We start from the raw sequence: 11,930 nt of genomic DNA on the forward strand, positions 1-11,930 counted from the left end.
GCCGAACACGGCCGCGGCGCCCGCGACCAGCGCTCCGGCAGGACACGCGCCGAGATAGGGCGTCGGGTGGGGCAGGCTCCTTCGCCGTCACGCCAGCTCCGTAAGAGAAGCGTCAAAGCCGTTCAGGCCACCGTAAGGAAGCCATCAACGGCGAACGAATCCGGCCAGAGAGGGGCTTCCCTCTTCTTGTCAGACTCCCGTTCGAACCTCACTAGGAGCTCGCGATGGCCGACGTGGCCTTCGTCGTCACCATGATCGCGGTGTTCGCGCTCGTGGCTCTCGTCGCCAAGGGGGTGACGAAGCTGTGACCGCCGAGAACATCGTCGGCCTGATCGTGGCCGTCGCCCTGCTCGGGTACCTCGTCCTCGCCCTGATCCACCCGGAGAGGTTCTGAGCACCCCCATGAGCCCCGTCCTCGCCGGCCTGCTCCAGACGCTCGCCCTCGTGGCCGCGCTGGCGCTCGCCTGCGTCCCCCTCGGCGACCACCTGGCCAGGGTCTACTCCTCCGGCACGCACTGGCGTGTGGAGAAGTGGATCTACAAGGGCATCGGTGCCGACCCGGACACCGAGATGCGCTGGCCCGCCTACCTGCGCGGCGTCCTCGCCTTCTCCCTCGCCGGAGTCCTCCTCCTCTACCTGCTCCAGCGGCTCCAGGGCGTCCTGCCCGGCTCCCTCGGCTTCGCCTCCATCGACCCGGACCAGGCGTTCAACACCGCCGCGTCCTTCGTGGCCAACACCAACTGGCAGTCGTACTACGGCGAACAGGCCATGGGCCACGTCGTGCAGACCGCCGGTCTGGCCGTGCAGAACTTCGTCTCCGCGGCGGTCGGCATCGCCGTCGCCGTCGCCCTGGTGCGCGGGTTCGCCCTCCCCCACTCTCGGCTTCGCTCGAGCGGGGGGACCCCCATCCGCACCGGCGAGCTGGGCAACTTCTGGGCCGACCTGGTGCGCGGCGTCGTGCGGGTCCTGGTGCCGCTGGCCGTCGTGGGCGCGGTGGTCCTGGTGGCCTGCGGAGTGATCCAGAACTTCGCCGGCATCCACGAGGTCGGCCAGTTCACCGGCGGCACGCAGCAGTGGAACGGCGGTGCGGTCGCCTCGCAGGAGGTCATCAAGGAGCTGGGCACCAACGGCGGCGGCTACTTCAACGCCAACAGCGCCCACCCCTTCGAGAACCCCACCCCGTTCACCAACCTCTTCGAGATCTTCCTGATCCTGCTCATCCCGGTCGCCCTGACCCGCACCTTCGGCGTCATGGTCGGCTCGGTGCGCCAGGGCTGGGCGATCCTCGGCACCATGGCCGGCATCTGGGCCGGCTTCGTCGCCCTGATGATGTGGACGGAGTTCGCCCACCACGGCCCGGCCCTCCAGGCGGCGGGCGGCGCGATGGAGGGCAAGGAGCTGCGCTTCGGCATCGGCGGCTCGTCGCTCTTCGCGGTGTCCACCACCCTCACCTCGACCGGCGCGGTGGACTCCTTCCACTCCTCGTTCACCGGTCTCGGCGGCGGCATCACGATGCTCGGCATGATGCTGGGCGAGATCGCGCCCGGCGGTGTCGGCTCCGGGCTCTACGGCATGCTGATCATGGCGGTCATCGCGGTGTTCATCGCGGGGCTCATGGTCGGGCGCACCCCGGAGTACCTCGGCAAGAAGATCGGCAGCCGTGAGATCAAGTTCGCGGCCTGCTACCTCCTCGTCACCCCCACGCTGGTCCTGACCTTCACCGCTGCGGCGATGGCCCTGCCCACCCCCGGCGACTCGATGACCCACAGCGGGGCGCACGGCTTCTCCGAGATCCTCTACGCCTACACCTCGGCCTCGAACAACAACGGTTCGGCCTTCGCCGGTCTGAACGCCGACACCCAGTGGTTCAACACCACCCTGGGCCTGGCCATGCTGCTCGGCCGCTTCCTGCCGATGGTGTTCGTCCTGGCGCTGGCCGGGTCGCTCGCCGGACAACGACCCGTCCCGGCCACCGCGGGCACCCTGCGCACCGAGAAGCCGCTGTTCACCGGCCTGCTCGCGGGCGCCGTCCTGATCATCACCGGTCTGACCTACTTTCCGGCACTCGCCCTGGGTCCGTTGGCCGAAGGGCTGGCGTCATGACCACCGACACGCAGAAGCACGAGGACGCCATGTCCACAGCCACCCCGACCCGGGCGCCGCACGGCGACGCACGCATGGGTCACCAGGCCGGGGAGGGCCGCGTCGGCGCGGGCCTCTTCGACCCGAAGCAGCTGCTCACGTCGCTGCCCGACGCCTTCCGCAAGCTCGACCCACGGGTGATGGTGAAGTCGCCCGTCATGTTCGTGGTCCTCGTCGGCTCCGTCCTGACCACCGTCTTCTCCTTCCAGACCCCCGACGACTGGTTCGGCTGGACCATCAGCGCCTGGCTCTGGCTGACCGTGGTCTTCGCCAATCTCGCGGAGGCGGTCGCCGAGGGCCGCGGCAGGGCCCAGGCCGACACCCTGCGCAGGGCCAAGACCGACACCGTCGCCCGCCGTCTCGTCGACGGACGTCTTGTCGACGGGCGTCCTGCCGACGGTGATCCTGCCGGCGGGCGTCTCGTCGACGGGCGTCTCGTCGACGGGCGTCTCGTCGGCGGGCGCGAGGAGCCGGTGCCCGGCACCGGGCTGCGCGTCGGCGACCTGGTCGTCTGCGAGGCCGGCGACATCATCCCCGGCGACGGCGACGTCGTCGAGGGTGTCGCCTCCGTCGACGAGTCGGCGATCACCGGCGAGTCGGCACCCGTGATCCGCGAGTCGGGCGGTGACCGGTCCGCGGTGACCGGAGGCACGAAGGTGCTCTCCGACCGGGTCGTCGTCAAGATCACGACGAAGCCGGGGGAGACCTTCATCGACCGCATGATCAACCTGGTCGAGGGCGCCGCCCGGCAGAAGACGCCGAACGAGATCGCGCTGAACATCCTGCTCGCCTCACTGACCGTCGTCTTCCTGCTGGTCTGCGCCACCCTCCCGCCCTTCGCCGCCTCCGCGGGCTCCGACCTGCCGATGGTCGTGCTCGTGGCGCTGCTGGTCTGCCTCATCCCGACCACGATCGGCGCCCTGCTCTCCGCGATCGGTATCGCCGGCATGGACCGCCTGGTCCAGCGCAACGTGCTGGCCCTGTCCGGCCGCGCCGTCGAGGCCGCCGGTGACGTCTCCACCCTGCTGCTCGACAAGACCGGCACCATCACCCTCGGCAACCGGCGGGCCGCCGAGTTCGTGCCGGTGCGCGGCACCACCGGGCCGGAGGTCGCGGACGCCGCCCAGCTCTCCTCACTGGCCGACGAGACGCCCGAAGGCCGCTCCGTCGTCGTCCTCGCCAAGGAGAGGTACGGCCTGCGCGAACGCCACCGGGACGAACTCGCCGGTGCCGCGTGGATCCCGTTCACCGCGCAGACCCGCATGTCCGGCGTGGACGTCGACGGGCGCAGGGTCCGCAAGGGCGCCGCCGGCTCCGTCGTCGCCTGGGTCCTCGAGTGCGGCGGCACGGTGGCCGAGGACGCGGAGGCCGTCGTCGAGCGCATCTCCGCGGCAGGCGGCACACCGCTGCTCGTCGCCGTCGAGGACGAAGACGGCGCCCGCGTCCTCGGGGTCGTCCACCTCAAGGACGTCGTCAAGCAGGGCATGCGCGAGCGGTTCGAGGAACTGCGGCGCATGGGCATCAAGACCGTCATGATCACGGGCGACAACCCGCTGACGGCCAAGGCCATCGCCGACGAGGCCGGTGTCGACGACTTCCTCGCGGAGGCCACGCCCGAGGACAAGATGGCCCTCATCAAGCGGGAGCAGGCCGGCGGCAAGCTCGTCGCCATGACCGGCGACGGCACCAACGACGCCCCCGCGCTCGCGCAGGCCGACGTCGGCGTGGCGATGAACACCGGCACGTCGGCCGCCAAGGAGGCCGGCAACATGGTCGACCTCGACTCCGACCCGACCAAGCTCATCGAGATCGTCGAGATCGGCAAGCAGCTCCTGATCACCCGCGGCGCGCTCACCACGTTCTCCATCGCCAACGACGTCGCCAAGTACTTCGCGGTCATCCCGGCCCTGTTCGCCGCGGTCCACCCCGGCCTGGACAAGCTCGACATCATGGGCCTGTCCTCGCCCGACTCCGCGATCCTGTCCGCGGTGATCTTCAACGCCCTGGTCATCGTCGCGCTGGTCCCGCTCGCCCTCAAGGGAGTCCGCTACCGACCGGTCAGCGCCGACCGGCTGCTCCGCCGCAACCTCGCCGTCTACGGCCTGGGCGGCCTGATCGCGCCGTTCATCGGCATCAAGATCATCAACCTGCTCGTCTCGCTCATCCCCGGAATCGGTTGACCGCCATGAACACCTCCGTCATCAACACCGCCCGGCTGCTCGGCGCCGGCCTGCGCGCCCTGCTCGTCCTGACCGTGGTCACCGGCATCGTCTACCCCCTCGTGGTCACCGGCATCGCCCAGGGCCTCTTCCCCGGCAGGGCGAACGGCTCCCAGATCGAGGCGGACGGCAAGGTCGTCGGCTCCTCCCTGATCGGCCAGTCGTACAACCTGCCGCTGAAGGAGGGCCAGGAGACCCCGGAACCCGACCTGAAGTGGTTCCAGGGCCGCCCGGCGAACGGCCTAGGGACCAACACCGTCAACACCCGGTACGACCTCATCCTGTCCGGCGCCACCAACCGCTCCGCCGACAACCCGGAACTCGTCCGGTGGGTGAAGGACGCCAAGGCCGCCGTCGTCGCGGACAACTCCGTACGCGGCTACACCGTCGACCCCGCCGACGTGCCCGCCGACGCGGTCACCTCCTCCGGCTCCGGCCTGGACCCGGACATCTCCCCCGCGTACGCGGACATCCAGGTCCACCGGGTCGCCGAGAAGAACGGTCTGCCCGTCGACCGGGTCCGGCACCTGGTCGACGAGCACACCGAGAACCGCACCCTCGGCTTCATCGGGGAACCCCGGGTCAACGTCCTCGAACTGAACATCGCACTCAAGGAACTCGTTGCCGGGAGGTGACGGGTCGACGCCGACCCCCCGGGGGCCGGCCCTGACGGCACGTCATGACAACGGGCCAGCGTCGAAGACGTGACCCGGTCAGCCTCCCCACGCCCGGGCCCTCTGCCGCCCCTCCACACCCCCAGGCGCCCGCACCCGCACGCCCACGCACCACCGCAGGATGCCGGGAGCACGTCTACGTCCTCGACGAGGCAGAGGTCCGCGAACGCTGCCGCACGTACCGCGACGCGTTCCCCGACGCCGACGTCCTCTACGCCGCGAAGGCGTTCCTGTGCCGGGCCACGGCCCACTGGATCGACGAGGAGGGCCTCGGCCTCGACGTCTGCTCCGCCGGCGAACTGGAGTTCTGTCTACGCCCTCCCCTGGTGCCGTCGTCGGCGGGTCCGGTGACCGTCCGGGGGCGCTGGCTTACGTCCCCGTCCCGCGTGTTGATGTCGGACGTCGATGTACAGGAACCGTCCGAGTGGCTCTCTCAGTCGGTCGTTGAGTCGGCCGTCACCACAGGCACCGGGACCGGACGGGAACCGTTGGCCAGGGACTCCGCGCCGGCCACGCCGACCAGTGACGCGGCCACGGCGGACCGCACCGGTACCAGCGGTGGCTCTCCGCGCTCCATCGAGGCCCGGAAGGCGCGCAGTACTCGTACGGTGCCCTCGGCCCCGCGTGCCACGGGCTCCCCACCGAGGGTGAAGGGCGCGGGGGTGCGTTCCTCCTCGTGGGCGTGGCCCTCCGGGGTCGCCCAGCCCTCCGTTCTGACCCGCACCGACCAGGACCGTTCGCCGGTGGCTCGGACGGACTCGGCCAGCGCCCTGGTGCCGCGTACGGAGATCCAGCTCCAGTGGCTGTCGGGCTCGCCCTGGAGGAAGCCGTGCCGGGTGAGGGCCAGTGCCCCGGTGGACAGCCGTACCGCCATGACGACCGCGGCGCGTGGGTCCGCCTCGTCCACCTGGAACGCCGACACCTCCACCGGCCAGGCGTCCGTGAGAGCCAGCACCGGGGAGAGGGTGTGCGTGCAGTAGGCCGTGGGAGCGATGCGCCCGCGCCAGTGCGTCGGATCACCGATCAGGCCCGCGACGTCGGCCGGGGACATGCCGTGCAGGTAGTCCGCTTCGATCAGGCTGATCCGGCCCAGCTCACCGGCCTCGATCGCCTGGCGGATGAGACGGACGTGCGGATGGGCCACGTAGTTCTCGGCGAAGGAGTAGGTCGCGGACGACCGGTCCGCCGCCGCGATGAGCCGCTCGCCTTCCGCGGCGTCCACGCAAGCCGCCGACTCGGACAGCACGTGCACCCCGCGGTCCAGGAACGCGATGGCCAACGGTGCGTGCTCGTGGAAGTCGTTGGCCAGGAGGACCCCGTCGAGACGGTGCTCCAGCAGCTCCTGCCAGCGTTCCACCAGCACCGCACCGGGCAGCTGCGCCTGTGCCACGGCACGGCGTTCGGGATCGCGGTCACATGCCGCCACGACCTCCATACCCACCTTGCGGCACCAGTCCGCCAGGTGCAGCCCCATCCTGAGTCCGACCACTCCGATCCGCATACGGGCATCCTCGTCCGACTCCCCTCCCTTCTCAATCTGGTTTCCCACCACGGAAAAGCACCAGACAGCAGGACTGACCGGGGCGTGCGTCCCGGACATGATCGAAGGAGCAACAAGCGGGCCCGACCACCACCTCAGGAGACGGTCGCGGCACGATTCCGCTCACCAGGAGCAGACCGCTTCATGCGCCGCAGTCCGCTTCGCCGCAGTCCGCCGGGTCGGCGAAGGCGGGCTCGTCACTCCCGCGGCGCGGCCGATGAGTTTGTGGCTCCCGGCCGGTCCAATCTCATGACACCCCAGGAAAGGACAAGGCCATGTCGGAACTTCTCGTCGACTTCATCACCTCCCTCGACGGCTACGCATCGGGAGAGGGATGGCCCGGGTTCTGGGGCCTCGAGGGCCCGGAGTACCTCGCATGGCTGGGCGAGCAGCCCGAGGTCACCTACCTGATGGGAGCGAACACCTACCGGTTGATGTCGGGCTTCGCCGCGGGCGAGGTCCCGAAGGGCCAAGACGAGTTCAGGCCCGAGGAAGAGGCATCCGTGGACGAGCTCACGCAAGCGGCCAAGGTCGTGTTCTCCTCCTCCCTCGAGGAGCCACTGACGTGGGCCAACTCCACGCTGGTCCGCGACGACGCCGTCGAGGCGGTCCGCGCCATGAAGACGAGCGGCTCGGGTCTCCTCAGTACGATCGGCAGCCTCAGCCTGTGCCGGTCCCTGCTGCGAGCCGGACTCGTCGACCGCTTCCGGGTCGTGATGTTCCCGGTGATCACCGGGGCCACGGGCGCAGAACGCATCTACGACGGCTATCCGGACGTTGCCCTCGAGATGATCGAGCACCGCACCTTCGACGGCCGCATCCAGCTGGTCGAGTACAAGCCCCGCGTGCTCGAGCACCCCCCGCTCGGCGCTCCCGGGTGACGTCTCCCCGTCCGCCGGTCTGGACGGCCGCCAAGCCGGCGCGGCCGGGCGCGGAGCGAGATCTGACAGTGGCGGCCAGCCGACGTCAGGACGCCCGGCCCCTCGTCGCTGTGCCGCGGGAGTTGAGGTGAGCGAACGGTTCTCCGGTGGCCCGGGCGTACGGGCTCGACCGATTTCCCGCGCGCTGCCCAGGCTCTCGGCGCCTTTTCTTCAGGCTCGTCGCATGTGTGCCGCGAGGACGAAGGCCCTCCCGCCCGATGGGCGGAAGGGCCTCTGACCTGGCATTCCTCTGTGCCCCCGGCAGGATTCGAACCTGCGACACCCGCTTTAGGAGAGCGGTGCTCTATCCCCTGAGCTACGAAGGCGGGGCTTGGGTGGAAGTCTGTCAAGCCCTGAGCGTCCGGGGCCGGCGGCTGCGGCAGGTGTCGCAGCGCCCGCCTGGGCGCTCGATCCACAGGGTACCGGATCGAGGCACGGGCAGGTGCTGCGTTGTGGGGGTGGGGGCCGGGTGTGGGGGAGAGGTGAACGGGTCAGGTCAGCGAGGTCAGGGCGTCGGGGATCGGGCGGCCTCCTCCGGTGACCTCGAAGAGCCGGTCGTGCGTCGCGGCCGTGTCCAGGCAGGCGACGGTGACCGCGGCGAGGTCGGCGCGGCTCAGGGAGCCCTCCGGGACCTGCTCGCCGACGGTGATCAGGTGGGTGGCGGCGCCGTCGGTGAGCCACGGCGGGCGGATGACCGTCCAGGTCATGCCGGAGTCCGAGAGGTGGACGTCGGCCGTGTGCTTGGCATGGCCGGTGGCCCGCAGGTAGCCCGGCAGTCGCGTCGGGTCGCCGGAGCCCATCATGGACACCTGGATCCAGCGCTTCACGCCCGCGGCGGACGCGGCGTCGATGGCCGCGACGATGCCCTGCCGGTCGATCAGGTCGGCCTGCTTCTTGGTCATGCTGCGGGTGGCGGCGGCGTTGATGACGACGTCGGTCTCCGCGAAGACCTCCGCGAAACGGTCACGGCCCGGGGTCGCCAGGTCGAGTGCCACGTACTCCACCGCGCCGGGGGCCGACTTCGCGGACTTGCCCGGCTTGCGGACGGCGCCGCGCACCGGGTGGCCCAGGGAGGTGAGGCGCTCGACGATGAGGCGCCCGGTGGATCCGTTCGCGCCGAGGACGGTGATGGTCATGGGGTGGTTCCTTCGGGTCGGGGGGGGGGAGGGGCGGGGCGTGGGTCTCACAGGTTCAGCGTGGCCATGCGGGCGGGGTCGTAGCGCTCGCCGACCACGGCGTCGGCGGCCACCGCCTGCGCCACGGTGCGGACGAGGTCGTCGGTGAGGGGCAGGGCGGCGGCCCGCAGGTTCTCGTCGAGGTGGCCGCGTCGTCTGGTACCGGGGATCGGCACGATGTCGGTTCCCTGGTGCAGCAGCCAGGCGAGGGCGAGCTGGGCGGGGGTGGCCTCGACGGTGGCGGCGAGGGCGCGCAGCCGCTCGACGAGGGTGAGGTTGGTGACGAGGCTGGCCTGCTGGAAGCGCGGCGCCAGTCGGCGGACGTCCCCCTCGGGGAACTGGCCTGGGCTCGTCACGGTGCCGGTGAGCAGACCGCGTCCCATGGGGGAGTAGGCGACCAGGCCGATGCCCAGTTCCCGCAGGACGGGCAGGTGCTCCGCCTCGATGCCCCGGCTGAACAGGGAGTACTCGTACTGGCCGGCGGTGATCGGGTGGACCGCGTGGGCCCGCCGAACGGTCGTCGGGGCGGCTTCCGAGATGCCCAGGTGCCGCACCTTGCCCGCCGCGACCAACTCCGAGAGCGCCCCCCAGGTCTCCTCGACGGGGACCTGCGGGTCGATGCGGTGCTGGTAGTACAGGTCGATGTGGTCGACGCCGAGACGCTGGAGGGAGGCGTCGCAGGCCGATCGTACGTAGTCGGGGCGGCCGTTGACGCCCTTCACGGTGCCGTCCGGCAGGCGCTCGACGCCGAACTTGGTCGCCAGGACGACCTCGTCCCGGCGGTCCGCGATCGCCCGGCCGATGAGCCGCTCGTTGGTGAACGGCCCGTACATGTCGGCGGTGTCGAGCAGCGTGACGCCCTGGTCCAGGGCGTGGTGGACGGTGGCGATCGACTCGGCGTCGTCGCCGGGACCGTAGAGGTCGCTCATGCCCATGCAGCCGAGCCCGAGGGCCGGGACGGTGAGGGCGGACAGGCGGTGCTGGAGCATCGTTCTCCTGTGGAGGAGGGCGGTGGGAGGGGGTCAGGCGAGGCGTACGACGGCTCGGGACATGCCGAGGACCCTCTGGCCGCCGCTGGTGGCGGTGAGGTCGACGCGGACGGTGTGGTCGTCGAGCTTGGCCGCGACCTTGCCGCTGACCTCGATCACTGCGCCCTGGCCGTCGTCGGGGACGACGACGGGCCGGGTGAAGCGGACGCCGTACTCGACGACCGCCCCCGGATCACCGGTCCAGTCGGTGACCACACGGATCGCCTGGGCCATCGTGAACATGCCGTGCGCGATGACGTCCGGCAGACCGACCTCCCTGGCGAACCGCTCGTTCCAGTGGATCGGGTTGAAGTCGCCCGAGGCACCCGCGTACCGCACCAGCGTGGCGCGGTCCACGGGGAAGCTCCGCGGGGGCAGTTCGGTGCCGACCTCGACGTCGCTGTAGGCGACCTTCGCCGTCATGGGATGCTCACGCCTCCTCGGCCGCGCGGGCCACGAGCTTGGTCCAGGCGGTCACGACGTGCTCGCCGGCCTCGTCGTGCACCTCACCACGGATGTCCAGGATGTCGTTGCCCGCCATCGACTTGACCGCCTCGATGGTCGAGGTGACCGTCAGCCGGTCACCGGCCCGCAGGGGGCGGACGTAGGCGAACTTCTGGTCGCCGTGCACCACCCGGCTGTAGTCCAGGCCCAGTTGAGGGTCCTCGATGACCTGCCCTGCCGCCTTGTACGTGATCGAGAAGGCGAAGGTCGGCGGAGCGATCACGTCCGGGTGGCCGAGGGCCTTCGCGGCCTCCGTGTCCGTGTACGCCGGGTTCGTCTCCCCCACCGCTTCCGCGAACTCGCGGATCTTCTCCCGGCCCACTTCATAGGGCGCGGTCGGCGGATACGTCCGCCCCACGAACGTCTGGTCGAGCGCCATGGCTCTTCCCCCTCCGATGTCAGTCGCGGCGATGTCAGTAGCGGCGCAGCACGAAACCGTCGCGGGTCTGCGTGCCGCCGCTCTGGAAGAGGACGTCGACGTTGCTGCTCAGGACGTAGTCGCCGGACGGCGTGAGGGCCATCGTGGTGGGGGCGGCCTCGGGGGACGCCTGTTCGCTCACGACGCGGGCGCTCCTCCAGCCGTCGTCCGAGCGGAGCTTGAACAGGGCGTCGACGCCGGTCGAGCGAATCGTGTTCGTCGCCGCGTACAGCGTGCCGTCCTTGCCGAGTGCCATGCCGTCGGTGCCGGGGATGCGGCGGTCCATCCGGACCTCGGTCACGCGGCCGGGGTGGCGCAGCGGGATGCGGAAGAGCTGACCGGTGTCGTAGCGCACGGTGATGAGGAAGCCGGCCGGGTCGTAGACGATGCCGTTGACGCCCACGTTGGGCAGGCCGGAGGAGTCCTGGCCCGCGTCGAGCCTCGGGTCGTCGGCGAAGGTCGACGCGGTGCCGGACGGGGTGACCTTGAAGATCTCGCCGGTGAAGGAGTCGGTGACGTAGGCGTTGCCCGCGGGGTCCAGGACGAGGTCGTTGGCGAGGTGCAGGCCCGCCGCACGGCCGAGGTCGACGCGCTTCTCCAGGGCCCCGGTGGTCAGGTCGAAGACGGCGAGGCCCGCGTAGCGGCCCCGGGTCTCGGGGGTCGATCCCACGCTGAGCAGGGCGTCGGGTCCGGCGTAGACGTCGCCGTACGTCGCCAGGAGCCGGTTGCGGGCCGGGTCGACGCGGATGCCGCCGGTCGCGACCAGGCTGGGGTCGTCGACCAGGGTGCGCGGGGTGCCGTCGGCGCCCACGACCGAGATGGTCCCGTAGCGCAGCGAACCGATGAGGAAGGCGTTGCGGGTCGGGTCCCAGGCGAAGCCCTCGGGGTGGATGGCGTGGCCGGTGCCGCGGACGACCTCCGGGAGGGCGGCGGCCGGGGTGTCGCGGGGGGACGACGGTGCGGGTTCGGCGGCCTGGGCCAGCGGACCGAGGGCCAGGGTCAGGGCCGTGGTGAGTGCGAGGGCCCCGGCCTTGGCGAGGAAGGGGCGCCGGGTGGCGGTGCGTCTGGGCATGACGACTCCAGGGGTTCAGGGGTTGTAGAGGTTTCAGGGGTTCCAGGGGACCCAGGGGTTCCGGGGAACTCGGGGGGAGGAAGCGCAGAGGTGCCTGCGTGCGAGGTGAGGTGTACGGCGCCGGGAGGGCGTGGACGGTCGCGTCAGTCCTTGATCTCGCAGATCGCGGCGCCGGAGGTGACGGAGGCGCCGACTTCGGCGCCCAGGCCCTTGATGGTGCCGGCCTTGTGGGCGTTGA

At 70.9% G+C, this 11,930-nt stretch carries 11 protein-coding genes, 1 tRNA gene and 1 pseudogene; 6 read left to right on the forward strand and 7 right to left on the reverse strand.

The window, feature by feature from the left end; translation table 11 throughout:
- Window positions 1–304 precede the first annotated feature (304 nt).
- The 5 genes and pseudogenes from kdpF to ACZ6EG_RS27965 form a co-directional block, all read left to right on the forward strand.
- On the forward strand, window positions 305–394 hold the full coding sequence (gene kdpF, locus ACZ6EG_RS27945; RefSeq protein ID WP_037922167.1) for a K(+)-transporting ATPase subunit F: 90 nt from the start codon (window positions 305–307) through the stop codon (window positions 392–394).
- A gap of 8 nt (window positions 395–402) precedes the next feature.
- Complete coding sequence (gene kdpA / locus ACZ6EG_RS27950; RefSeq protein ID WP_469608548.1) at window positions 403–2,103, forward strand: potassium-transporting ATPase subunit KdpA; 1,701 nt, start codon at window positions 403–405, stop codon at window positions 2,101–2,103.
- Window positions 2,100–4,322, forward strand: coding sequence for a potassium-transporting ATPase subunit KdpB (kdpB, locus tag ACZ6EG_RS27955; protein WP_469608551.1), 2,223 nt, complete (start codon window positions 2,100–2,102; stop codon window positions 4,320–4,322). Before kdpA ends, kdpB begins: the two co-directional genes overlap by 4 nt.
- 5 nt (window positions 4,323–4,327) lie before the next feature.
- Window positions 4,328–4,996: a potassium-transporting ATPase subunit C gene (locus ACZ6EG_RS27960; RefSeq protein ID WP_391971169.1), complete on the forward strand. Its 669-nt coding sequence runs from the start codon at window positions 4,328–4,330 to the stop codon at window positions 4,994–4,996.
- 44 nt (window positions 4,997–5,040) lie between these two features.
- Window positions 5,041–5,344 (forward strand): annotated as a pseudogene (locus tag ACZ6EG_RS27965) (hypothetical protein); the annotation flags it as partial.
- A 124-nt stretch (window positions 5,345–5,468) separates the two neighbouring features.
- Here the strand turns inward: ACZ6EG_RS27965 and ACZ6EG_RS27970 are convergent.
- Entirely contained in the window at window positions 5,469–6,536 is a 1,068-nt protein-coding gene (locus tag ACZ6EG_RS27970; protein WP_469608555.1) for a Gfo/Idh/MocA family protein, read from the reverse strand.
- 314 nt (window positions 6,537–6,850) lie between these two features.
- On the opposite strand from ACZ6EG_RS27970, the gene ACZ6EG_RS27975 reads away from it, so the two are divergent.
- On the forward strand, window positions 6,851–7,456 hold the full coding sequence (locus ACZ6EG_RS27975; protein WP_469608558.1) for a dihydrofolate reductase family protein: 606 nt from the start codon (window positions 6,851–6,853) through the stop codon (window positions 7,454–7,456).
- Window positions 7,457–7,748: 292 nt separating this feature from the next.
- On the opposite strand, the gene ACZ6EG_RS27980 is transcribed toward ACZ6EG_RS27975, so the two are convergent.
- From ACZ6EG_RS27980 to ACZ6EG_RS28005, 6 genes are all read right to left on the reverse strand, one after another.
- Window positions 7,749–7,821 (reverse strand) — tRNA-Arg (locus tag ACZ6EG_RS27980).
- A 165-nt stretch (window positions 7,822–7,986) separates the two neighbouring features.
- Window positions 7,987–8,631 (reverse strand): NAD(P)H-binding protein, encoded by a 645-nt coding sequence (locus tag ACZ6EG_RS27985; RefSeq protein WP_469608561.1) that lies wholly within the window; start codon window positions 8,629–8,631, stop codon window positions 7,987–7,989.
- 47 nt (window positions 8,632–8,678) lie between these two features.
- Window positions 8,679–9,659: an aldo/keto reductase gene (locus tag ACZ6EG_RS27990; protein WP_469608564.1), complete on the reverse strand. Its 981-nt coding sequence runs from the start codon at window positions 9,657–9,659 to the stop codon at window positions 8,679–8,681.
- Window positions 9,660–9,692: 33 nt separating this feature from the next.
- Window positions 9,693–10,121, reverse strand: a complete 429-nt coding sequence (locus ACZ6EG_RS27995) for a MaoC family dehydratase (protein ID WP_469608567.1) — start codon at window positions 10,119–10,121, stop codon at window positions 9,693–9,695.
- A 7-nt stretch (window positions 10,122–10,128) separates the two neighbouring features.
- Window positions 10,129–10,581 carry an FAS1-like dehydratase domain-containing protein gene (locus ACZ6EG_RS28000; protein ID WP_469608570.1) on the reverse strand — a complete coding sequence of 151 codons (453 nt, stop codon included), beginning with the start codon at window positions 10,579–10,581 and terminating at the stop codon, window positions 10,129–10,131.
- A gap of 34 nt (window positions 10,582–10,615) precedes the next feature.
- The gene (locus ACZ6EG_RS28005; protein ID WP_391971162.1) at window positions 10,616–11,692 is read right to left on the reverse strand and encodes a hypothetical protein; all 1,077 of its coding nucleotides are present in this window, start codon (window positions 11,690–11,692) and stop codon (window positions 10,616–10,618) included.
- Window positions 11,693–11,930 lie beyond the last annotated feature (238 nt).

The sequence above is a fragment of the Streptomyces sp. NPDC041968 genome (assembly GCF_055589025.1).